The organism is Pseudoduganella guangdongensis, assembly GCF_009857475.1.
Lineage (GTDB): Bacteria > Pseudomonadota > Gammaproteobacteria > Burkholderiales > Burkholderiaceae_D > Rugamonas > Rugamonas guangdongensis.
Window position 1 is genome coordinate 106,590 of record NZ_WWCJ01000003.1, and the last position, 21,751, is coordinate 128,340.

The 21,751-nt window shown below is 60.7% G+C and carries 29 protein-coding genes and 1 tRNA gene; 19 read left to right on the forward strand and 11 right to left on the reverse strand.

Going from position 1 to position 21,751, the window contains the following annotated elements; all coding sequences use genetic code 11:
* The first annotated feature begins 5 nt into the window (after positions 1-5).
* Both GTP41_RS04820 and GTP41_RS04825 read left to right on the forward strand, forming a co-directional pair.
* A complete protein-coding gene (locus GTP41_RS04820; protein ID WP_161024442.1) occupies positions 6-1,598 on the forward strand; it encodes a tetratricopeptide repeat protein in 1,593 nt (530 codons plus the stop codon).
* Positions 1,599-1,620: 22 nt separating this feature from the next.
* Positions 1,621-1,881 (forward strand): PAAR domain-containing protein, encoded by a 261-nt coding sequence (locus GTP41_RS04825; protein WP_161024443.1) that lies wholly within the window; start codon positions 1,621-1,623, stop codon positions 1,879-1,881.
* Between the two features lie 93 nt (positions 1,882-1,974).
* Here the strand turns inward: GTP41_RS04825 and GTP41_RS04830 are convergent, their stop codons facing one another.
* From GTP41_RS04830 to GTP41_RS04855, 6 genes are all read right to left on the reverse strand, one after another.
* Positions 1,975-2,184: a cold-shock protein gene (locus tag GTP41_RS04830; protein ID WP_161024444.1), complete on the reverse strand. Its 210-nt coding sequence runs from the start codon at positions 2,182-2,184 to the stop codon at positions 1,975-1,977.
* Positions 2,185-2,396: 212 nt separating this feature from the next.
* Entirely contained in the window at positions 2,397-2,609 is a 213-nt protein-coding gene (locus tag GTP41_RS04835; RefSeq protein ID WP_161024445.1) for a hypothetical protein, read from the reverse strand.
* A gap of 68 nt (positions 2,610-2,677) precedes the next feature.
* Positions 2,678-2,974 carry a transcriptional regulator gene (locus tag GTP41_RS04840; RefSeq protein WP_202419625.1) on the reverse strand — a complete coding sequence of 99 codons (297 nt, stop codon included), beginning with the start codon at positions 2,972-2,974 and terminating at the stop codon, positions 2,678-2,680.
* A 58-nt stretch (positions 2,975-3,032) separates the two neighbouring features.
* Positions 3,033-4,160 carry a sensor histidine kinase gene (locus GTP41_RS04845; protein WP_202419626.1) on the reverse strand — a complete coding sequence of 376 codons (1,128 nt, stop codon included), beginning with the start codon at positions 4,158-4,160 and terminating at the stop codon, positions 3,033-3,035.
* Between the two features lie 36 nt (positions 4,161-4,196).
* Positions 4,197-4,466: a hypothetical protein gene (locus GTP41_RS04850; RefSeq protein ID WP_161024446.1), complete on the reverse strand. Its 270-nt coding sequence runs from the start codon at positions 4,464-4,466 to the stop codon at positions 4,197-4,199.
* 680 nt (positions 4,467-5,146) lie between these two features.
* Entirely contained in the window at positions 5,147-5,371 is a 225-nt protein-coding gene (locus GTP41_RS04855) for a hypothetical protein (RefSeq protein WP_161024447.1), read from the reverse strand.
* A 197-nt stretch (positions 5,372-5,568) separates the two neighbouring features.
* Between GTP41_RS04855 and GTP41_RS04860 the strand changes: the two genes are divergently transcribed.
* The 4 genes from GTP41_RS04860 to GTP41_RS04875 all read left to right on the forward strand — a co-directional run bounded on the left by GTP41_RS04860 (position 5,569) and on the right by GTP41_RS04875 (position 7,677).
* The gene (locus tag GTP41_RS04860) at positions 5,569-5,886 is read left to right on the forward strand and encodes a hypothetical protein (protein ID WP_161024448.1); all 318 of its coding nucleotides are present in this window, start codon (positions 5,569-5,571) and stop codon (positions 5,884-5,886) included.
* Positions 5,887-5,911: 25 nt separating this feature from the next.
* Positions 5,912-6,259, forward strand: coding sequence for a hypothetical protein (locus tag GTP41_RS04865; RefSeq protein ID WP_161024449.1), 348 nt, complete (start codon positions 5,912-5,914; stop codon positions 6,257-6,259).
* Positions 6,260-6,274: 15 nt separating this feature from the next.
* Positions 6,275-6,553 carry a hypothetical protein gene (locus tag GTP41_RS04870; RefSeq protein ID WP_161024450.1) on the forward strand — a complete coding sequence of 93 codons (279 nt, stop codon included), beginning with the start codon at positions 6,275-6,277 and terminating at the stop codon, positions 6,551-6,553.
* A gap of 113 nt (positions 6,554-6,666) precedes the next feature.
* Positions 6,667-7,677, forward strand: a complete 1,011-nt coding sequence (locus tag GTP41_RS04875) for a GGDEF domain-containing protein (RefSeq protein WP_161024451.1) — start codon at positions 6,667-6,669, stop codon at positions 7,675-7,677.
* Here the strand turns inward: GTP41_RS04875 and GTP41_RS04880 are convergent.
* Positions 7,640-8,047, reverse strand: a complete 408-nt coding sequence (locus GTP41_RS04880) for a response regulator (RefSeq protein ID WP_161024452.1) — start codon at positions 8,045-8,047, stop codon at positions 7,640-7,642. The two genes, GTP41_RS04875 and GTP41_RS04880, sit on opposite strands and share 38 nt — an antisense overlap.
* Before the next feature lie 404 nt (positions 8,048-8,451).
* On the opposite strand from GTP41_RS04880, the gene GTP41_RS04885 reads away from it, so the two are divergent.
* The 5 genes from GTP41_RS04885 to GTP41_RS04900 all read left to right on the forward strand — a co-directional run bounded on the left by GTP41_RS04885 (position 8,452) and on the right by GTP41_RS04900 (position 12,669).
* Positions 8,452-8,751: a hypothetical protein gene (locus GTP41_RS04885; RefSeq protein WP_161024453.1), complete on the forward strand. Its 300-nt coding sequence runs from the start codon at positions 8,452-8,454 to the stop codon at positions 8,749-8,751.
* The gene (locus GTP41_RS27325) at positions 8,741-8,950 is read left to right on the forward strand and encodes an RAD55 family ATPase (protein ID WP_229502736.1); all 210 of its coding nucleotides are present in this window, start codon (positions 8,741-8,743) and stop codon (positions 8,948-8,950) included. The genes GTP41_RS04885 and GTP41_RS27325 overlap by 11 nt, the downstream gene beginning before the upstream one ends.
* Complete coding sequence (locus tag GTP41_RS04890; RefSeq protein WP_229502737.1) at positions 8,884-10,218, forward strand: RAD55 family ATPase; 1,335 nt, start codon at positions 8,884-8,886, stop codon at positions 10,216-10,218. Before GTP41_RS27325 ends, GTP41_RS04890 begins: the two co-directional genes overlap by 67 nt.
* An 8-nt stretch (positions 10,219-10,226) precedes the next feature.
* Complete coding sequence (locus tag GTP41_RS04895; protein ID WP_161024454.1) at positions 10,227-11,810, forward strand: putative bifunctional diguanylate cyclase/phosphodiesterase; 1,584 nt, start codon at positions 10,227-10,229, stop codon at positions 11,808-11,810.
* A 64-nt stretch (positions 11,811-11,874) separates the two neighbouring features.
* Entirely contained in the window at positions 11,875-12,669 is a 795-nt protein-coding gene (locus GTP41_RS04900; protein WP_161024455.1) for a sensor histidine kinase, read from the forward strand.
* 60 nt (positions 12,670-12,729) lie between these two features.
* Here GTP41_RS04900 and GTP41_RS04905 read toward each other — a convergent pair.
* A tRNA-Pro gene (locus GTP41_RS04905) sits at positions 12,730-12,806 on the reverse strand.
* Positions 12,807-12,901: 95 nt separating this feature from the next.
* Between GTP41_RS04905 and arsC the strand changes: the two genes are divergently transcribed.
* Together arsC and GTP41_RS27940 are read left to right on the forward strand one after the other, a co-directional pair.
* The gene (gene arsC, locus GTP41_RS04910; protein ID WP_161024456.1) at positions 12,902-13,249 is read left to right on the forward strand and encodes an arsenate reductase (glutaredoxin); all 348 of its coding nucleotides are present in this window, start codon (positions 12,902-12,904) and stop codon (positions 13,247-13,249) included.
* On the forward strand, positions 13,250-14,209 hold the full coding sequence (locus GTP41_RS27940; RefSeq protein ID WP_161024457.1) for a lysozyme inhibitor LprI family protein: 960 nt from the start codon (positions 13,250-13,252) through the stop codon (positions 14,207-14,209).
* A 4-nt stretch (positions 14,210-14,213) separates the two neighbouring features.
* Here the strand turns inward: GTP41_RS27940 and ispB are convergent, their stop codons facing one another.
* Complete coding sequence (gene ispB, locus GTP41_RS04920) at positions 14,214-15,191, reverse strand: octaprenyl diphosphate synthase (protein ID WP_202419627.1); 978 nt, start codon at positions 15,189-15,191, stop codon at positions 14,214-14,216.
* Between the two features lie 198 nt (positions 15,192-15,389).
* Between ispB and rplU the strand changes: the two genes are divergently transcribed.
* The 4 genes from rplU (at position 15,390) to proB (ending at position 18,825) form a co-directional block, all read left to right on the forward strand.
* Entirely contained in the window at positions 15,390-15,701 is a 312-nt protein-coding gene (gene rplU / locus GTP41_RS04925) for a 50S ribosomal protein L21 (protein ID WP_055933037.1), read from the forward strand.
* Positions 15,702-15,744: 43 nt separating this feature from the next.
* On the forward strand, positions 15,745-16,005 hold the full coding sequence (gene rpmA / locus GTP41_RS04930; protein ID WP_161024458.1) for a 50S ribosomal protein L27: 261 nt from the start codon (positions 15,745-15,747) through the stop codon (positions 16,003-16,005).
* A 459-nt stretch (positions 16,006-16,464) separates the two neighbouring features.
* Positions 16,465-17,574, forward strand: a complete 1,110-nt coding sequence (gene obgE / locus GTP41_RS04935) for a GTPase ObgE (RefSeq protein WP_161024459.1) — start codon at positions 16,465-16,467, stop codon at positions 17,572-17,574.
* 132 nt (positions 17,575-17,706) lie between these two features.
* The gene (gene proB, locus GTP41_RS04940) at positions 17,707-18,825 is read left to right on the forward strand and encodes a glutamate 5-kinase (RefSeq protein ID WP_161024460.1); all 1,119 of its coding nucleotides are present in this window, start codon (positions 17,707-17,709) and stop codon (positions 18,823-18,825) included.
* Between the two features lie 12 nt (positions 18,826-18,837).
* Here the strand turns inward: proB and nth are convergent, their stop codons facing one another.
* On the reverse strand, positions 18,838-19,485 hold the full coding sequence (gene nth, locus GTP41_RS04945; protein ID WP_161024461.1) for an endonuclease III: 648 nt from the start codon (positions 19,483-19,485) through the stop codon (positions 18,838-18,840).
* Positions 19,482-20,159: an electron transport complex subunit RsxB gene (rsxB, locus tag GTP41_RS04950; protein WP_161024462.1), complete on the reverse strand. Its 678-nt coding sequence runs from the start codon at positions 20,157-20,159 to the stop codon at positions 19,482-19,484. The genes nth and rsxB overlap by 4 nt, the downstream gene beginning before the upstream one ends.
* A gap of 172 nt (positions 20,160-20,331) precedes the next feature.
* Here rsxB and GTP41_RS04955 point away from each other — a divergent pair, with 172 nt between their 5' ends.
* Positions 20,332-21,051, forward strand: coding sequence for a substrate-binding periplasmic protein (locus GTP41_RS04955; RefSeq protein ID WP_161024463.1), 720 nt, complete (start codon positions 20,332-20,334; stop codon positions 21,049-21,051).
* Between the two features lie 77 nt (positions 21,052-21,128).
* Complete coding sequence (locus GTP41_RS04960; RefSeq protein ID WP_161024464.1) at positions 21,129-21,749, forward strand: DOPA 4,5-dioxygenase family protein; 621 nt, start codon at positions 21,129-21,131, stop codon at positions 21,747-21,749.
* Positions 21,750-21,751 lie beyond the last annotated feature (2 nt).

The window sequence follows — 21,751 nt, forward strand, 5'->3', positions numbered from 1 at the left end:
GCAAAATGAGTTTGCTTCGTTTTTTATCCACAATGTGGACTCGCCGTCCTCTATTGATGTTCCTACTCGCGTTGAGCGCCTGCAAAATGAATACCAATGACTCCGCACGTGTACCGTCGCGTCATCAGGACTTACCACTGTTCAACCCTCACATGTCGTCATTCAAGTGTGAGATCGAGGCGCAGCGGCTGCCCCCCATTGATGCGCAAGCCGACCTATGGTTCCGGGAGGCGCTCGCACTTGATAGTGCAGAAATATACCCTCCCCGACGTGATTATAGGAAGATTGTCCAGCTTACTCGTCAGGCAGCTGAACGGCGGCATTGGAAAGCGATCCTTAACCTAGCCAGTCTGTATCTGGCGGGACACGATCCCGAGCATGGTGAAAAGGCTGCCGTTGAACTTGTTGAAGAAGCGATGCGCCTCGGTGTTCCCGCGGCATACGATCGAATGGGAACGTATTACATGAACGGCACAGGCGTGAAAGCTGACGCGACGCGTGCCTATGCGTTCTGGCAAAGGGCCGCTGAAATGGGAAATCCCGCAGCGATGGCATATCTCGGGAGAAAGTTGAATGCTATATGGGATGATCCGGATGGTTCGTTTTGGGGCAATCTTCCTGTTGGCAGGAAAATGCTCGAGTGCGCCTACGGGCAGGGTGATGCGGATGCGGCATATCAGTTAGCTCTCTCTCATACGAATCAGCCTTTCAGAGAGACGACCCACGAAGACAGGGCGCGTGCTTTAGTTGTACTGCATGCGGGGGTTAAGTTGGGTTCTGAGGCTTGCGCGAATTCGCTGCTGATAGAGTTCGGGAAGCCGTTTGAAATGGAAGAGATGGCGGCACCGCATATCGACCCGGCCCGTTCGGAGCGATATCGACTATTTGCTGAGGCTCTTGGCTTTGATCCTAGCGACCGCTTTCCTAACCTTGACAGGGTTCTGCCACTCCCTCCCGCCATACTGCCCCCTTGGAACGGCGACCGCGACACGCTGCTCAACGCCGCACGTGGAGTAAGTCCGCAACCGATACCACCACAGGCGAGCGCATCATCCCAGCGCTCCGGTCGCTTCCACCTCGATGCTGCATTCGCCTTGCGCGATACGGGCCAGGACACACAGGCCCCAATCGCACCCGTAGAGGGCTATTGGCAACCGCTTGGCACCGGCTTGAGTGCGCAAGAGGGTGCGCAACTGGCGGCCGTTCCACCAGGGCTATACCGGCGAGGTGAAGAGTTCCAGCGTTTTACATCCGCGCATGGCCCGGTTGCCGGCATCGTCTGGCGGCGCTGGGACACGATCAAGCATGACCATGGCGCAGTGGATCCACAGGCTCCTGCGGGCATGGTTCGAATAGTTCGGCGACCGGAGCCCCCGATCTCCCTCCCATCAGGGGCCATTTGTCCGGTTTCGGGAACCTGGCAGCCTTGGGTACCTCCAGACCACCCTTTGCATGCTGCCATCAATTTGTATTGGCGGCAGGCTTGGCTCGTTAAGGGGCAAGCATTTCCCGATCCCCAGCGCGATTGGCTTTTCCCAATTCCTGTGCCGGAGATTACTTGGCATCTGATGGACTCCGAGCCGGTGAACTTGCTATGAACGAAATGCTAAGGAGGGAAAGATGAAACATGAAGGCCGTGGGGTAATTCGCGTGAACGACAAAACTGATCATGGCGGCCAAGTTATCAGCACGTCGTCGGGCACCAAAGTTATGGGAAAGGAGGCGGCGCTAAAATCGGATATGACATTTTGTCCGCAATGCAAAGGCACCTATCCAATCGAAGCGAGAGGCGATGGGGCAAAACACGAGTCGAAACCATATGCATATGATGGAGATTCGACCGCATGCGGCGCGAAGTTGATCGCATCGCTCACATGGTGATATATGGCCGCTGGTGTGCCCCGCGTTCACGCACAACCCGGCGTCTTGGATTGTGCGCGGCAAGTTGAAGGAACTATTTACCTGCCTGCGAAGTCAGGATGCCGCCACGTTGGTAGCCTTTTCGCCTTTCGGCCCTGGGCTGCGGTCGAACGAGACGCGCTGGTTTTCAGCCAGCGATTTGAAGCCATTCGAGCGAATATTCTGGAAATGGACGAACAGGTCTGGGCCGCCCGCGTCAGGTGTGATAAAGCCAAAGCCCTTGGCATCATTGAACCATTTTACGATTCCGGTTTGCGTAGTCATGAGTGAACCTCTTAAAAGATGTGTTGAGTCGGGCTAAGCCCGGCGAAATGCGCCAACAAGCAAGGACAGCAAGCGAGGGAATCAGACGGGAGTTGCCGCAGGCGGCAAGACAGGAGGGAGACCAGCAACTATTTGCGGTGCTTCATACGCACTGCATTCAATATACATGTCTTTGGGTTGCACACCTAACGATTTCGACGTAACGTGGCTGCCTATGCGGCGGTGATCTCGATGCGCTGTAGCATCCGGCGTGGTTGCTCGGCGACGGATAGGACTCGTTCCACGACATGAAGCGGCACGCAGCGCGAGAGCAAATAGCGTTGCGCCTCGGCCAGCCCGATAATGGTGCGCAGGGTGACGCCATACTGCACCGTCTCCGCGGTCCACAAGTCCTCACGCCGTGTTGGCTTGGTCAGCTGGTCCATTGCGCCCTCCCTTGTATGCATGGAGTATTGCACAACGGCCCGCGATTACTATGTTTATCACGTATCGCCTAGCCTTGGCGTTTCATGTGGGCGCACGTGCCGAGGCTATCCTGGCCGACGAAAGCGCCGCCACGGATGTCGTTGCGGAACAGCTCCAGCCATGACGTGCTGTCACTGATGAGGTATTGCCGGACCTGGCCGGTGGAGGTACGGCGGACCGTAAGCTCGCCTTGCAATGCAGGTATCTCGTCGGTTTTGGGGTCGGTAGTGTCGGTGGCACTCAATGAAAAGTCGCTACGTGCCATCCGGTGCCTGCGCAGGATGGCTTCGAATTCCGCGACATCGTCGGTTTCGATCAGTTGCATGGTACCTCCTACAGTGAACTAGCACTTACAGTATAGGCGCTGGCGCCGCTGTCGGGAACTACTCTGGCATAGTGCAATAGGGCAGGGTGATGGTAAAGACGCAGCCTACCTCAGGCACATCGCGCACGCTCAGGCGGCCGCCATTGTCCTCCACAAATTGCCGGGCGATGGTCAGGCCCAATCCCAGGCCCGTGCGGTCTCCAGCGCCCTGCTCAAATGGCTGGAACATGCGTTGCGCCAGGCCGGCGCCAATACCGCCGCAGTGATCCGCCACTTCAATCAGAATGCTGTCGCCAACCGCGTGACAGGTCAACGTTACTACCGTGTTTGAATGGGTGTATTTAAAGGCGTTTTGCAGCAGGTTGACCAGCGCTGCAAGCAGCATTGGCCGGTTGCCCTGGACGGCCAGGCGCCGGTCCACCGTTGGCACCTGCAGGCGGCATTCTTTGGCGCTGGCCGCCAGCGACGTTGTCGCCTCCGCTTCGGCGATGAAGTCGGCCAGCGCGAACCGGCTTTGTGCCTCACGCTGGTGCGCGTCGCGCACCAGTTCAATGGCGCCGTCGATCATGATGCCCATGCCATTGCAGCTGCGTGCCAGGATGCTGCCGGTGGCGCCGTCCAAAGGCAGATTACCCGTTTTGCAGGCGGCAAGTGCGAGCTGCGCCGTGCCCAAGTGGTTGCGTAGTTCGTGCACAAAGAAGCCCATGCGCTGGTTCTCTTCGGCGTCATGGCGATCCGCCGCCTGCACCTCGTGTTGCTGGCTGAAGGCGGTGACGGCATGCGCGATGGCGACGTCAAGGCAATGATTCAGTGTCCGGAATTCGTCGACCGTAAAGGGCGCATCGCGTTCGACGGCCAGGTCGCTTATAGCCTGGCACAGGTCGCCGTAGTTATGCACCACTTCGTCAACGTTGAAGCCCAGGTCCAGCATGTCCTTGCCGTGCAGTGTGGCCGATGCGCCGATTGCCGCTTGCGCACTGACGTCGGTCGTGGTTGTGCCAGGCGTGCCGACGGGGTCGCCGGACGCCGCTGCTTCCCTGCGCAAGGCAACGATCAACTGGTCCAGAAACAGTGGGATCCCATGTAACAATTGCTGTGGTGTGGCGGAATGCTCGCGTCTGGCCACCTTGTCCCGGCAACGGGCAATCAGCTCGCTGCGATTATTAGTGAGGAAATTGTGCAGCATACCGCCTCCTGTGTCGGAACTGGGGGTGATGCTGTGTCACGCATCGGAAGTCGCATCGATCTCATCGTCCAGCGACCGCACACATAATGCAGTTATGTGGTTCAGCATAAAGAATGCTCTTGCTTGCGTGAGCCGATCGGCAGGCGCCGCTGCCGCTGTCACCTGGTAGTGCTGATCGGTATCCCAGCGAAGGATGGAATCCATGAGCGCGACGCCAAGGGGAACTTTGCTTGGGTCAAGATAAACGCGGCCATGACTGCCATCTGCTCGGCGATATGAAGCCTTCCACTGCAGCATTCTTCCCATGCCAGCCTCCCATCATTTCATTATAGGCGCTGTCGAGGGAAGGGGACGCACGTTCATTTGCCTGTGCTAACGCTGCGGGGCCCTGATGGCAGCCTGATCCTGATCGCGATGATGTTGGCGGGAACCCTGGTGTCCCGCCTTCCGCTCAGCGGTGCGATGGTCTTCCTGGGGCTTGGCCTCTTGTTGGGGCCATTCGGCGTTTCAGTGATCGACCTGCACCCGATCAACGATGCCGCTGCGTTGATAGGCTTTCGCTGCGCAGCGCGCGCAACTTCTCGTTTAGCGGTACGCGGGCGATGAGGAAGGGCATGGCGGAATCGGCAACCAATTCGCATCATGCCAGCGGCGCCATGACGCGCGCGGGGAAGCCCCGGCAGCTTATGGTGGTTCGCCCCGCTCTCGCTCCTGGTAGTGCGCCCGGTATCGATGGTGCTGGGGATGGCCGGGGCGGGCATTCCCCTGCGCAAGAAGATGCTGGTCGGATGACTGGGCATCCGTGGCATCGGTTCGGTGTACTACCTGGAGTTCGCCTTGAATCATGGCGTGGCGGGCGCTGGCGCACAGGACCTGGTGACATTGCCCCTGGGCGTGGTGGCTGCCTCGATCCGCGGCCACGGGGTCACGGCGCAGCTGCTAATGAGGTGGCATGACCGGCGCTGGCAGCGCAGGTAGGCCTGCCATCAGCATGCCGCCATGCTTTGATAGATGATGAGCGTGTTGGCGGGTACCCGCCGCAGTTGCCACTCGCCAAACAGGACGCGCTGGATAGTCGAGTCCGCAACGTGATGATTGCGCAGGTACACGACTGCGTAGTGCCAGCCATGCGTACGAGCCAGTGTAATCGCATGGTCCAGGTGGCGAAACTGTTCTTCGTCGAGCCTGCGGTCAGAATAGATGGTGCCCATGATTTCCTCGCTTCGCGTGTGATCCCACTCGCTGGATTAGGGAAGTTAGCACCTTGCGGATGCTCGGGCCATTGGTATTTCGTATCGGACGCTGGGCAGCATAGGTAAAGCATGGATTGGCAAGCACAAGCTGCAGGCCGACGCCCGCGGGGGATTAGGCGTACACTGGTCTGAAGTTACCAAGCAGGAGCGTCTTCATGAATGACCCTGGACCGGAATTCTCCTTCCGTGGCCTGCCTCTCAGCGCCGAACAGGAATCAGAAATTCAACACTACATCCGCCAGCGCCGCCGGCGTGGGCTCAAGCCTGACCTGGCCGAGCTGCGCGGCATGCTGCGCGATATGCTGCGCCCCCCGGTGGACGAGGAGATGCTCGAAGGGAATGAAGCCGCCGGCGCCCATGCCGATGCAGAGCGTGCGGCTGGTCTGGTGGATGATTCCGGCGATCCGGTTAGTGTCCGCGAGGAACGTATTGCGGCCAGCGAGTCCGAGGCGATGAAGCACCAACTGCCATAGCGCGGCTGCGCTGAGGAGCAAGATCATGGAAAGTCAGAATATTAGCGGCGAGCGCCAGGAATCGGACGAGAGCCTGGCGGCGCGCTTCGAGATCTCTTTTGATGGGAGGCGCTATGTTTTCCGCCAGCATCATTACGATGTGTTCCGCGATGCCTTGCGCTATGCGGTCGCCGAGCATGGCAAGGCGAGCTTCAAGCGCGATACAGCTTTCCAGCCCGACTGGCGGGCGGCTTACCATCCGGATGACGCGGACGAGAGCATGATGCGCATGCACGGCATCACCTTTATCGAGGGACACTACCTGTATGGCGGGTATCGCTACGGCCAACTATGTGACGCGATCGCCTTTGCGGCGCGGCATCCGAATTTGTAGCCAAGGGTGGTTAGCGTGAATTTCGCACTCATTCATTCAACGGTGTGCCGCGATCTCTTGGAAGAGGGGGATCTCGATGATGCCGTGCGCTACTGTATGGCGCAGGGCATTGAACCCCCGGTGCCAACGTGTGCCGAGCAGTCGCCCGATTATGAGCACTGCGTCGCGCTCGCCAAGGAGACCTTGTGCGACTACGGCTGGTGGGAAAAGCGTTTGAAGGTGCGCGACGCGCGCAGTCGCTTGCAGGCCAGCCGGGAGCGCCGTGCAGCCCCTGAAGCGGCGGGGCGGAACTGAGCCCGGCTGCGATGAGTAAGCTCCCGATACTGCATGGTGCGCATCAACAGGACTGCTCGCGCTCTCCGACCAAAAACGTACTGACCTCGCTCCTGCGCATTGCCAGGGGACTGATGGGCGCCAACGATATCGAATCTATCCTGCGTACAGTCGGGAAAAACTTGTCGGAATTGGGCCCCGACGCGATCCTGATCGTAGTCAGCGGCGACAGCGGCGATAGCTGCTATTGCCTGGATCTGGTGCGGCAAGACGTTCACCTTGAGTTGAACCATGGCATTTGCCAGCGCGTGCGCCAGGCGGCCGCTGCCAGTGCGCATGAAGGCTCTGGCGCCGCGATGACGCTTGACGATGGGCGGGAAATCGCGGCGCCGTTTACCGACGGCGTGAGCGGCGGACATATTGCGCTGCGCTGGAAAGCACCGCCCGCGCGGGCGGTACTGCGGAATGCGCGCCAGCTGCTGCCCTGCCTTGCTGAACTTGCCGGGGCCCGTTTAGCTAGCCTGTTGGCCCAGATGCATCGGGATGATGAGCAATTCAAGATCCGGGCAGTGACTGAGTCGCGCCACGTGGAAGAACTGCGGGCCAGCGAGCATGAAATGCTGGAGGTGCGCGAGCAGGCCGCGCTGGATGAACTGACCAGCCTGCAGAATCGGCGCGGCTTCCTGGCCAAATCGGAGCAATGCTTGCTCATTGCGCGCCGGCAGGGCTTGGCATGTGCGGTGATCTTCGCCGACGTGAATGGCTTAAAGCTGGTCAACGATAAATTTGGGCATGCGGCCGGCGATGTTTTGATACGCGATGCGGCAACCATCTTCAGCAGTGCCTTTCGCCATGCCGATGTAGTAGGGCGGGTGGGCGGGGATGAGTTTGCGGCCTTCACGTTTGACAATGCGACGCCGCGTGCCATCATCGAACGCATCGATGCCAAGATTGCGCAGTTCAATGCTTGCCGTGATGACCGCCACCTGATGTCGCTGAGCATTGGCGTGATCAATTGCGATATCGCCAGTCAGGAACCGTTGTCCGGCTACCTGGCGCGTGCCGATGCGGAAATGTACCGCCAGAAGCGTGGCCTGACCGACCAGGTTATGCAGCCGGCGGCCCAGGCATCGCCTGCGCGCTGAAACGCCCGATCAAGGCCAGTAGTTCGCTGAGTTCGAATGGTTTGTCCAGGCGATGCACCATTTGTGCCGCGAGCACGGCGTCGCTGCTGCCGCAGCCATCCCAGCCAGTCCAGGCGACAATCGGCAATTCCGCGCAGCCAGGCAATGCATGCATGGCTGCCGCTGTCTCGTACCCGTTCAGGCCGGGCATTTGAATATCCATGAAAACGATATCGGCCGGCCAGGCCGTGAGCAGCGCGATGGCCGTCAGGCCATCGTAGGCGACCTTATTGTCGATGTCATAGAACTGGAGAAGTTGCGACACCATGTCGACCGCATCCCGGTTGTCGTCGACCAGCAGTACCCGTGAACGAAAGTTGTCCGTTTCCATGGTCTAGTGTCATTGCGACCCCTACACGATAGGCTAGAGCGAGGAAATGGCTCATATGTAATGTTTGGAAACGTCAGGATAGTGGTGCCGGCCAGCCCCTGTCGCACGATAGCGCACACTTTGAAGGTTAGCCTATCGTAGGGAGGGGGAATGGTATATGATTTAACATTGCAACCGTTCTCGAATGACTTCCAGCCAATTGCACAGGACGTTGCGGCATTGTCCTGGCTGAATGCATGCAATGTCCAACCGGATCAACTTCGCTGTGTATTCAGATTCTTATGGAAAACCCTCGGGCCCGGCACCAACAGATCACGGCGCTACTATCCTCCTTGCCTGCTGGCGAGCCAGGCAGCGGGCTGCTGACACTGCTGCGGCCCTTGCGCGCGCAAGTAGCATCACTGGTGAGCGACGACGGCTTTAGTTACTTGCTGGAGCGAACCCTCTTCTTGACAGCGCAGTCTTTTCAATGGATCAAAGCAGAATCGGCTTCCAGCACTGAGGCTGGACTGGACAATCTACGGGCGAAACTGGCCACCCGTACCCATGAGGAAGCACTGGCTGCCAGCGTGTGCCTGCTGGCCAGTTTCATTGACCTCGTGGCTTCATTAATTGGCGATTCCCTGACCGTCGGCATTTTGCGTGCGGCGTGGGGAGACGATGCCCTGGGTGCCTGGGGCGAGGATTTCAAGCATGAGCAATAAGGTAAACATCAAACGCCTGGCAACGGGTATTCCCGGCCTGGATGAATTGCTCGGTGGCGGTGTCCCGGAGTTTTCGTTCAACCTCATTGCTGGCGCGCCGGGCTGCGGCAAAACACCTTGGCGCACCAGCTTATGTTCGCACTGGCCGGGCCGGACTGCCGCGCCATTTTCTTCACGGTGTTGGGCGAACCTTCGCTGAAGATGCTGCGTTACCAGCAGCAGTTTTCCTTCTTCGACCTGAAAAAGGCCAGCCAGGCCATCAAATTTGTCAACCTGACCGACGAAGTCCTGGGCGGCGACTACGACCTGGTGCTGGCGCGCATCGTGGAAGAAACCAAGGCGTTCATGCCAAGCCTGATTTTCGTGGATTCCTTCCGCTCCATCGTCCAGGCCGGCGATGACAGCCACAAGGGCCCGGCCGATCTGCAGCACTTCGTGCAGCGCTTGTCGATGCAGATGACCAGCTGGCATGCCACGACCTTCCTGATTGGCGAGTACGTGGAGAACGAAGCCCAGACTGGCCCGGTGTACACCATCGCCGACGGCATTTTCTGGCTGTCGCAAAGCGCGCAGCGCAACTCCGTCGTGCGCAAGATCCAGGTCGTCAAGATGCGCGGGCAGGCAAATAGCCCGGGCTCGCACACCTTCCGCATCAGCAAAGACGGCTTGCACATTTTCCCGCGCGCGGTCGTGTCGCGCAGCGCGGCGCCGCGTGCCGGGCATGCCCTGAGTGCGCAGCAGCGCTTGTCGACCGGGGTCGCTGAACTGGACAAAATGCTGGGCGGCGGCATTCCGGCCGGTTACTCGACGCTGCTGGTGGGCCCTTCGGGCTCCGGCAAAACCGTGCTGGCGACCGAGTTCCTGGCGGAAGGTGCGCGCAACGGCGAGGCGGGTGTCATCGCCGCCTTCGAGAAAAGTCCCAACCAGCTGCTTAGCCAGAAGCTCGAGGACCTGGTCCAGGCCGGCAAGGTGGGCGTGATCGACACCCATTCGCTCGACCTCTCCATCGATGAGACGCTGCACGAAATGGTTTCCATGATCCGCGCCCTCGATGCCAAGCGGGTGGTGATCGATTCGCTGTCGGGCTTTGAACTGGCCCTGGCCCCGGCCTTCCAGGACGATTTCCGGGAATCGCTGTACCGGCTGGTGGCGGTCCTGACCAGCATGGGTGTGACGGTCCTGATGACGACCGAACTGGAAGACCGCTATACCGACCTGCGCTTCAGCCCCTACGGCAATGCATTCCTGGCCGACGCGATCATCATGCAGCGCTATATTGAGATGGCGGGCGAGTTTAAGCGTGTGATCTCGGTGGTGAAGGTGCGTGGAAGCGGCCACAGCAAGGCAATTCGTTTGTTTGACATCACCCACGACGGTATGGTTATCGGCGCCGGGCTCAGTGATTACGAGGGCATCCTGTCGGGCTGCCCGAACAAGGTGCAAAGGGACGGCACTTCCATCATCTAGGAGGGCATATGGTCAGCTGGCAGGAACGGCGCAAGACGCGGCGGGACCGCCGCAGCAGCCTGGACCAACCAGCCCTGCCCGTGGCATTGCCCGACTCGCACGCGCGCGGCCAGCGCCGGGCGGCAGCGGCCAGCATGCCGGACTTGATCGCGCTCGAGAATGCGAGCCTGCAAGATGAATTGCGCGACCACATTGTGCGGCTGCAGGAAGCCAACCGGCAATTGCTTACGTCCAGCATCAATGCGCAGGTATTGGCCGAGCAATTGCACGCCGCCCAGGCGGAAATGACGCATCTTGCCCATCACGATCACCTGACCAAATTGCCCAACCGGGTTCAGTTCAAGAAGCAGTTGGCCGATCGGATCGCGTATGCCGCGGAACATGGCAGCAAGCTGGCCCTGCTTTTCATTGACCTTGACCGCTTCAAGGTGGTTAACGATTCCCTGGGCCATGGCATCGGCGACCTGTTGCTGCAAGCCGTTGCGCAGCGCCTGGCCGCCAGCGTCCGCGGCTCAGACGCAGTCTGCCGGCAGGGCGGTGACGAGTTCGTGGCCATGCTGGTGGATGTGGCGCATGCCGAGGACGTCGCCGGACGCGCCGCCCACATCCATCGCCTGCTTAGCGCACCTTATACGATCGCGCATCATGTGCTGCATATTGGGGCCAGTATCGGTATCAGCATCTACCCGGATGATGTGGCCGATCTCGAGGCGTTGATGCGCAATGCCGATATTGCGATGTACAGCGTTAAGGAGCATGGACGCAACAGCTTTGCTTTCTTCGAGCCGCCCATGGACGAACGCGCCATGGCGCGCCATCAGATGGAAGTGAGTTTGCGCGGCGCCCTGGAACGCGGCGAATTCGTCTTGTATTACCAAGCGCAAGTCGACCTTGCGACTTGCCGCACCGCCGGTGCCGAGGCGCTGATACGCTGGCATCATCCAAGCGAGGGGCTACTGCAGCCCAAAGCGTTTATCGGATTTGCCGAGGAATGCGGCATCATCAAATCGATTGACCGCTGGGTACTGCGGGAAGCGTGCCGGCAGGCCAAGTCCTGGCAAGACGCCGGCTACGCGCTGCAGAGTATCAGCGTCAATATCTCGGCGCAGGAGTTCGAAAGCGTTGATTTCCTGCAGACCGTTTTTACGACCTTGAACCAGACCGGGCTTTCGCCCCATGCGCTGGAGCTGGAACTGACGGAAGGTACCTTGATGCGCGATAGTGTATCGACCATTGAAAAGCTCAAAGCCCTGCGTGCGGCCGGGGTTCGCATCGCCATCGATGATTTTGGGACCGGCTATTCCAGTTTGGGCTACTTGCGACGCTTCCCGATTGACACGTTGAAGATCGACCAGACGTTTGTGGCGGATATCCGACCAGGCGCCGATGATGTGCTGGTCGACACGGTGATCAGCATTGGCATGCGCCTGCACCACCACGTGGTTGCCGAAGGCATAGAAACGGCGGAGCAGCTGCGCTTCCTGCAGGAGCACGCCTGCGATACCGGCCAGGGATTCCACCTGGCCGTCCCCTTGCCCGCAAGCGAGTTCGGGCAAAGGCTGGCGCTTGCACGCGCGGGGGAAATTGCTTGACTTCCACGGTGAGAGGACTATCTTGGCCTGATGCTGGTTTGCTAGCGAGTATAGGGGGTTTTGTATGGAGCGTTTCAGCGCGGCACCCGATACCGGACTAGTCGGTGAGAGCGTTCTCATTGTGCGCCTGCGCGAAGCAAACCGGAATCTTCTGCGTGCGGCGCTGAACGCGCGTGATTCCCTGGCGGTAGCCGAAAGTGCATTGAGTAACCAGGACCGTTTTTTCTCTGTCCTTGCGCACGAGTTACGCAGCCCCCTGGCGCCGATTAAACTGGTTGCTTCGGCGTTGGAAAGGCTGCCGGACCCCCCGGAAGAGGTGCCGCGGCTGCACCAGACGCTGACGCGGCAGCTGGATTCCCTGGTACACCTGGTCAACGGCCTGGATGATGTCGCGCGCATCAAGAATGGAAAGCTGGCCTTGGATATGCATGTGGTGCCGGTCACCGACGCCATATTGGCGGCTCTGGAAATGACGCAGCCACTGAGTGAGGCACGGCAGCAACAACTCACATTCCGGCTGCCCGAGGAACTGTTGCTGGTACGTGGCGACCATGAGCGGCTGGTGCAAGTGTTTTTCAACCTGCTATCGAATGCCGTCAAATTCACGCCGTCGCATGGCGCGATTTCGGTTGCGGTCCACCGCCGGGGCGACAGCGTTTGCATCGAGATCCAGGATAGCGGCCCGGGCATTGCCCCCGCATTTCTCCCCTTTATATTCGACATGTTTGCCCAGGACGGCGCACCGCAAGCCCATTCGCGGGCTGGTTCGGGGATCGGGCTCTCCCTGGTGCGCTCGCTGGTGGAATTGCATGGTGGCACTGTAGCGATTGGCGGCGTGCCGGCGGGGGGGCGGCTGTAGGGCCACCGTTATGCTGCCGCTCACTTCGGCCACGCACGGCAGCGTGTAAGAGAGCGGTGATGGTCGGGGTGAGAGGATTCGAACCTCCGGTCTCTACGTCCCGAACGTAGCGCTTTACCGGACTAAGCTACACCCCGACTGCTGTGATTTAATTTTACACACAACTTTGTGCGTTTATCAACACCCTTGCCGGTGATATAGTGGCGGCCTTTGGCTAAACTTAATTTGCATCATGGGAACGACCATTTATCACAACAATTCGTGCAGTAATTCGCGGGGCGCCCTGGCGTTGTTGCGCGAGGCGGGCATTGAGCCGGAGATTGTCGAGTACCTGAAAGCGCCGCCGTCGCGCGAGGTGCTGGTGGACCTGATTGCGCGCGCCGGCCTAACCGCGCGCGGCGCCATGCGCAACAAGGGCGAGCTGTACGACCAGCTTGGCCTGGCCGACGAGTCGCTGCCGGAGGACAAGCTGGTGGACGCCATGATGGCCCATCCGGAACTGATCAACCGTCCCTTCGTGGTGACGGACAAGGGCGTGCGCCTGTGCCGCCCGCCGGAAACGGTAAAAGAGATCCTCTAAGTGCGCCGCGCCTATGCCTTTGTTTTGCTGGCCATGACGGCTGGCGCGCACGCGGAGAATGCCGAGTGCGAGCGCCACTTGCTGGCCACTTATCCTTTCCCGCATCGTCCCACGGCGGAGCAGACTGCCGCCTTGCAGGACTGCGATGCGGACAAGCTGTATTACGGCATTGGCCAGCACTTCAACTACGTCAAGGCGCGCCACTGCGCCTTCGCCAAAGACAATCATGAAGTGCTGATGATGTTGTATGCGAACGGCCTGGGCGTGCCGCGCAATTACGCGGTGGCGAAGATGGCGGCTTGCCGCGCCGATTCCGCGCCCATGGTGACCGCGGGCCGGCTGGAATCCCTGGGGCGCATGCAGACCGGGAAGGAAGGCCCGTCGCCCAAGATCGATATGTGCGACGACGCCAGCAGCGGCGTGCTGCTGGGGCGCTGCGTCGGCATTAAATCCGCCCTGGTGGCGCAAGAGCGCGAGGACAAGTTCGAGCGTCTCGCGAACCGCTGGAGCGATGCCGAAAAGGCGGCCCTGCAGCTATTACGCAAACGTGCATCGGCCTTTGCCGAGGCGCACGGTCGCGGCGAGGTTGACTTGTCGGGTAGCGCCCGCAGCGCCTTTGTCGGCCAGGCGATCAACGCGCAAGAGGACGACTTCCTGAAGTCGCTGCAGGAGTTCGAGGCGGGCAAGCTGCCGGCCTTCACGCAGAGCGACTTCGCCCAGGCGGACAAGGAACTGAATCTAGCCTACCAGCGCCTGAAAGCGCAGAAAGATCCGGACTACGTGGGTGGTGTGACGTTTGCCGAGATCCAGGGCGTGCAGCGCAACTGGCTGGCGTATCGCGATGCCTGGGTGGCGTTCGGGAAGGTGCGCTACCCGGCGGTGGCGCCGCATGCGTGGCGTGCTTACTTCACGCAGAAGCGCACCGCCATGCTCAACGAGCTGGCGGCGGCGCGTAACTGAAGGATTAGTGGCTGCGGTCGACCGAGAAGCGGGCCAGTTGCAGCAGCGATTGTTTGTAGGCGCCGTCCGGCACGCCGGCAATCGCATCGATCGCGCGCTGGGCTGCCACTTCGGCGGCGCGGCGGGTGTAATCGAGCGCGCCGCTGTTGGTGATGGCGGCCAGGATGGTGTCGAAATGCTGCTCGTCGCCGTTCTCGATGCAGGAGCGCACCAGGGCGCGCTGTTCGTCGGTGCCGTTTTCCATCAGCCAGATCAGCGGCAGGGTGGGTTTGCCTTCGCGCAGGTCGTCGCCCACGTTCTTGCCGATCTCCGCCGCGTCGCCGGCGTAATCGAGCACGTCGTCGATCAGCTGGAAGGCGGTGCCCAGCGAGCGGCCGTATTCGCCGGCGGCGGAAATGTCCGCGTCCGACGCGCCGGCCACCAGGGCGCCCAGTTCGGCCGCTGCTTCGAACAGCTTGGCGGTCTTGGAGCGGATCACCTGCAGGTAGCTTTCCTCGCTCACGTCCGGGTCGTGCATGTTCAGCAGCTGCAGCACTTCGCCTTCGGCGATCACGTTGGTGGCGTCGGACAGGATCTGCATCACGCGCATGGAGTCGAGCGACACCATCATCTGGAAGGCGCGCGAGTACAGGAAATCGCCCACCAGCACCGAGGCGGCATTGCCGAACAGCGCATTGGCGGTCTGGCGGCCGCGGCGCATTGACGATTCGTCAACAACGTCGTCGTGCAGCAGGGTGGCGGTGTGGATGAATTCCACGACGGCGGCCAGCTCGTGGTGGGCTACGCCCTTGTAGCCATAGGCATTCGCCACCAGCAGGACCAGGACCGGCCGGATGCGCTTGCCGCCCGCGCTGATGATATATTCAGCAATCTGGTTGACCAGGGCCACTTCCGAGTGAAGGCGCTGGCGGATCACCGAGTTGACCGCTTCCATATCGGCGGCAATGGTGCTGGTGATGGAGTTCTGGGCGTTGTTAGACAAGGCAAACCTGCTATAGCGTGTATAAGGTGCCGCGATTATACGTTACTCGTTGCCCGCATACCACGTGGGCCGCCGCTCGACAATACCTTTTGACGCGATTCCCGAAACTATGTATAATCTGCGGTTCCCCGGTTTCCGTCCTGTTGTTTTTGGGCGTCGAGCGAGGGAACTTATTAACAATCCAAGAGGTTTCCAATCATGTACGCGGTCATAAAAACCGGCGGCAAACAATACAAAGTTGCTGCTGGCGAAAAAATTAAAGTAGAACAGTTGCCGGCTGACATTGGTTCCGAAATCACTATCGACCAGGTTCTCGCCGTAGGCGCGGGCGACAGCATCAAGTTTGGTGCTCCTCTGGTTGCAGGTGCATCGGTTCTGGTGAAAGTAGTCGCACAAGGTCGTCACGACAAGGTACGTATCTTCAAGATGCGTCGTCGTAAGCACTACCAGAAGCGTCAAGGCCATCGCCAAAACTTCACCGAAATCCAAATCGTTTCGATCAACGGCTAATTGCTGTTCATCCAGACTCACCGAGCTATCAAGGAGTAACTAAATGGCACACAAAAAAGGCGGCGGTACTACCCGCAACGGTCGCGACTCTGAATCAAAACGCCTGGGCGTTAAAGTGTACGGCGGCCAAACCATCAGCGCTGGTGGCATCATCATCCGTCAACGCGGCACCCCGGTTTCGGCTGGCGAAGGCGTTGGTACCGGTAAGGACCACACCCTGTTCGCACTGGTGGACGGCGTTGTTAAGTTCGTGACCAAGGGTCCGAGCAACAAGAAGTACGTTACCGTCATCGCCGCTGCTTAATACAGCGCGTTAAAGGTACAGTAAGGCGCAAGCCTTCTATCAAAAGGCTCTGCCAGTGGTAGGGCCTTTTTAGTTTTTAAGGTGGTTCACTTTGACGTGCCCTCCGCCATAAAGGCCGAAGATTCCTGCAGCCAGCGTCGCGCGTCCGCGACGGAGAATGACGTAGTTCATTCTTTTATTCCAAGTACTGCGATACCGTTCGGGGCTTGCGTTGTGAATGTGCCCAATGCGAGCGGAACTGGGGAAACGTTTTGGGCCCTCTGTCGGACTAGCACCATGCTTAACAGCTTTGTGCGCTAGCATAACGCTGTAGATCAACCAGATTTTAGCTGTAATCAAATACAGTATTTTTTGCCGACTGGCGCACGCTAGCCCAAAATGGCGGGGTGACCAATTGATGCGCGCTCGGCCTATCTCACACCTTGCCCGGTACGGCGAGGTTATTCGGAGTACTACCAGATGAAGTTTATTGACGAAGCACGAATCGAAGTCATCGCCGGCAGCGGCGGCAATGGCTGCGCCTCTTTCTGCCGCGAGAAATTCCGCCCATTCGGCGGCCCGGACGGCGGCGACGGTGGCAAGGGCGGCAGCATTTGGGCTGTGGCCGACCGTAACGTCAATACGCTGGTGGATTACCGCTATTCCAAGATGCACCGCGCCGGCAACGGCGAGGCGGGCCGCGGTTCCGATTGCTACGGCAAGGGCGCGGACGATATCTTCCTGCGCATGCCGGTCGGCACCCTGATCATCGATGAAGTGTCGGGCGAAATCATCGCCGACATGACCGAACACGGTCAGATGGAACTGCTGGCCAAGGGCGGCGAGGGCGGCTGGGGCAACATCCACTTCAAGACCTCGACCAACCGCGCACCGCGCCAGAAGACGGAAGGCAAGGACGGCGAACGCCGCGAACTGCGCCTGGAGCTGAAGGTGCTGGCGGACGTGGGTCTGCTGGGCATGCCGAATGCCGGCAAGTCGACCTTCATCACCGCTGTGTCGAATGCGCGTCCCAAGATTGCGGACTACCCGTTCACCACCCTGCACCCGAACCTGGGCGTGGTGCGTGTGTCGCACGAGAAGTCGTTCGTGATCGCGGACATTCCTGGCCTGATCGAAGGCGCCGCTGAAGGTGCGGGCCTGGGCCACCAGTTCCTGCGCCACCTGTCGCGCACCGGCCTGCTGCTGCACATCGTCGACCTGGCGCCGTTCGAGGCGACTGTCGATCCGGTGAAGGAAGCCAAGGCGCTGGTCAAGGAGCTGGAAAAGTACGACCCCGCACTGGGCAACAAGCCGCGCTGGCTGGTGCTGAACAAGCTCGACGTGGTTCCGGAAGAAGACCGCGCCAAGAAGGTGAAGGACTTCGTCAAGAAACTGGGCTTCAAGGGCCCTGTGTTCGAAATTTCCGCGCTGTCGCATGAAGGCACGCAGGAACTGGTCAACGCGATCTACCTGCACCTGGAGAAGCTGCGCTACTCCGAGCATCGCGCAGAAGAGACCCAGATGACCGAAGAAGCGCGCGGTATCTCCTCTATCGACCCGGACGACCCACGTTTCAAAGTTCTGGATTAAAATCCAGACAACCTCTTATCTTTGCCGCCCCTGCCAACAGCGGGGGCGCGCACTGTCTGCGGCAAGCCGGCATCATCCCGCCCGGCGCAATACATCATTTTTGATCATTGTTACCAAGAGCTTCGCCGCCTTATGAATTCGCTTATCCAGAACGCCACTCGCATTATTATCAAAGTGGGCTCTTCGCTCGTCACCAACGACGGACGCGGGCTCGATCATGCCGCTATCGCCCGCTGGGCATCGCAGATTTCCGCCCTGCGCGCACTGGGCAAGGAAGTCGTGCTGGTGTCTTCCGGCGCGGTGGCGGAGGGCATGCTGCGCCTGGGCTTCGACAAGCGACCGACGGATATCCATGAGCTGCAGGCATGCGCTGCCGTGGGCCAGATGGGTCTCGCGCAGATTTATGAAACCAGCTTCCGCGCGCATGGCATCGGCACCGCGCAGGTGCTGCTGACCCACGCCGACCTGGCCGACCGCGAGCGCTACCTGAACGCGCGCTCCACGCTGACCACCTTGCTGCGCCTGGGCGTGGTGCCGATCATTAACGAGAACGACACCGTGGTCACCGACGAAATCAAGTTCGGCGACAACGATACCCTGGGCGCGCTGGTGGCGAACCTGATCGAGGCCGATGCGCTGATCATCCTGACCGATCAGCGCGGCCTGTTCAGTGCGGACCCGCGCAAGGATCCGGCGGCTTACCTGATCACGCATGGCCGCTCGGGCGATCCGGCGCTGGAGGCGATGGCTGGCGGTGCCGGCTCCTCGCTGGGGCGCGGCGGCATGCTGACCAAGATTCTGGCAGCCAAGCGCGCGGCGAAGTCCGGCGCGCATACGGTGATTGCCTTCGGGCGCGAGGCGGATGTGCTGACCCGTCTGGCGGGCGGCGAATCGATTGGCACTGAACTGTCCGCGCAAACCGGCCACCTGACGGCGCGCAAGCAATGGATGGCGGACCACCTGCACACCGCAGGCCAGGTCGTGCTGGATGCGGGCGCGGTGCAGAAGCTGGCGGAGGAGGGCAAGTCCCTGTTGCCGATTGGCGTGATCGACATACACGGCGAGTTTGGACGCGGCGCGGTGATTACGTGCGTGCGCGAAGACGGCCACGCCATTGCGCGCGGCATCAGCAACTACACCAGCGCCGAAGCGCGCCGCATCAAGCGCAAGCCTTCCGCCGAAATCGAAGCCATCCTCGGCTACGTCGAAGGCCACGAGCTGATCCACCGCGACAACATGGTCCTGCTGTAATTTGGTTTGGGCTTAGGCGTCGGCGGGGGCGTGGGTTTTGGCTTTGAACTCGCACAGATCCGCAATCACGCAGTTCCAGCACTTCGGTTTGCGGGCGATGCAGGTGTAGCGGCCGTGCAGGATCAGCCAGTGGTGGGCGTCCATCAGGAATTCCTTCGGCACGAACTTCATCAGCTTTTGCTCGACGATGTCGACGTTCTTGCCGGGGGCAATGTTCGTGCGGTTGGAGACGCGGAAGATGTGCGTGTCTACCGCCATGGCGATCTGGCGGAAGGCGGTGTTCAATACCACATTGGCTGTCTTGCGGCCCACTCCAGGCAGCTGCTCCAGCTCCTCGCGCGTCTGCGGTACCTCGCCGCCATGCTGCTCCACCAGGATCTGGCAGGTCGCCATCACATTCTTGGCCTTGGTCTTGTACAGGCCAATCGTGCGGATATATTCGGTCAGCTCGTCCAGCCCCAGGTCGAGAATAGCTTGCGGCGTATTCGCCACCGGATACAGCTTGCGCGTGGCCTTATTCACACCCACGTCGGTCGCCTGGGCCGACAGCAGCACCGCAATCAGCAGCTCAAACGGCGTCGTGTATTCCAGTTCGGTTTCAGGGTTGGGATTCGCCTCGCGCAGGCGTTCAAAGATCTGTTGGCGTTTGGCTGGATTCATTTGTTCTTGTCTGCTTCGGCGCGCTGGCGGGCGCGTTCCATGGCGGCGGCGATAATCTGGCGCTTGCGTTCTTTCTCCGCTGCTTCCGCATCGTTCTCGGGCGACAGGCGTTCCACCGCAGCGGCCTTGGCCTGGGCCTTGGCGGCCAGGCGCGCGTCGTTCTCCTCGCGTTCGCGGATCAGACGCGCCAGGCGGAAGTCGTGGCGCTCGCGCGCCTGGTCGGCTTGCGCCTGCGTCCACGCGTCCCAGCCAGCGGTCTCGGTCACCGGGTACATCACAATGCAGTCGACCGGGCAGGCCGGCACGCACAGGTCGCAGCCGGTGCACTGCTCGGGAATAATCGTGTGCATCTGCTTGGCCGCGCCCATGATCGCATCCACCGGGCAGGCCTGGATGCACAGCGTGCAGCCTATGCACAGCGATTCATCGATGAAGGCCACCGCGCGCGGACGTTCAAAGCCGTTGACGGGGTTGAGCGGGATCACGGGGCGCCCGGTCACGCTGGATAAGCGGCGGATGCCTTCCGCGCCGCCGGGCGGGCATTGGTTGATGTCGGCTTCACCGGACGCAATCGCTTCCGCATACGGTCGGCAGCCTTTGTAGCCGCACTTCGTGCATTGGGTTTGCGGCAGCACGTCCTCGATGCGGTCGGCCAGGGTCTTCGGTTCAGTCACGGTGTGGGGCGAAACGGTAAAGCATTATTATCCATTATCTCCGCCTGCCGTGCGGATGTTGCCTTGCATCAACTTGTGTGGGAACATATCGGCTTCTCACAAAGAGCGGGGGCGCATGCGTATTGTGCGGTTGATCGGAGGCGTTTTGTGCCTGCTGCTAGGGTGGCAGGGCATGGCCGTCGCTGGCTCGCAGGTGCGCCTGGCGTCCGACGAGTGGCCGCCTTTCGTGTCGGCCGCGCTGCCGGACAATGGCCTCTCCGGCGCCTATACGGCGGCGGTCTTTGCGCGCGGCGGCAGTGGCGCCAGCATCGATTACTTTCCCTGGAAGCGCACCATGGAAGTCGGGATGAACGATCCCCGCTTCGCCGGCCTGCTGGCGTTCTGGCGCACGCCCCAGCGCGAAACCCAATGCCATTTCTCCGCACCGATCGGCAGCACCATGACGGTGCTGGCGTTCCTGCGCGAGGCGCCGGTGTTCGCGTCGGCGCTGCGCGATTTGCGCTCGGTGCGCATTGGCACGGTGGCCGGCTATTCCAACGGCGAGGAGTTCGACAGCCTGGTGCGGCGCGGGGTGCTGCAAGTGCAGGAGGGTGTCAACGACGAGACCAACTTGCGCAAGCTGCTGAGCAAACGCTTCGATGCAATGGTGATCGAAAGGCGCGTGCTGCGCTACCTGCTGGCGAGCCCGCGCTTTACACGCGCCGAGCGTGAGCGCGTGGCCTCGGCCGAGAACTTGTTCCATGAGCGCGCGGTGCATATCTGCTTCCAGCGCACGCCGGCTGGCCAGGCGCAGCAACGCGCCTTCAATGAGGCGGCGCGCGAGATCGATCTGTCGCGCTTTGAGCGCGAATACCTGCGCCGCCTGGAGTCGGATCGCCCAACCGTGAATTAGGCATAAGGTCATACGAAACTATTCGTTGGCCGCGCCGCGTGCAGCCCTTAGGCTGGCGTATTCCGTGGAGGACGTGCATGAAGGAAGAAGTCGATCGCCATTGGGCGGAACTGCTGTCGCCGCGCCGGCGCAACCTGCTGGCTGCTGCTGCCGGCGTACTGGCTGGCCCTGCGGCATTGGCCGCGCCAGCCGCTGGGCAAAGCCCATGGGGCTATGAAACCTACAAGCAACCGACGCCGCGTCCGGACAGCGTGCGCCCCGGCGAGCAAAGCCTGCCTGCAAAGCCGCGTGCCTATACAGATATCGAGAGCTACCACGCCCACATCTACTTCGACGAGGACAGCCACCAGAAAGCGGCCCTGATCCGCAAATGGGTGGCCGAGCGATTCAAGGTTGAACTGGGCGACTGGAACCTGGAGCCGCGCGGCCCGCATGTCACGCCGTCGTTCTATTTTGGCTTCAGCAACGACCTGCTGCACATCATCGTGCCGTGGCTGCAATTGAACAGCCTGGGCCTGACCATCCTGATCCACCCCAACACGGACGATCCGCGCGCCGACCACCTGTACTACGCGCTATGGGTGAACCGAGCCCAGCCCGTCAATGGCTACAGCATCAAAAAGCCCGGCCCCGGCGAACCCCGCGTCGAACAAATCTACCCTAACACCCGCCCCACGTTGCCCATCGAAAAAGCGTAGCC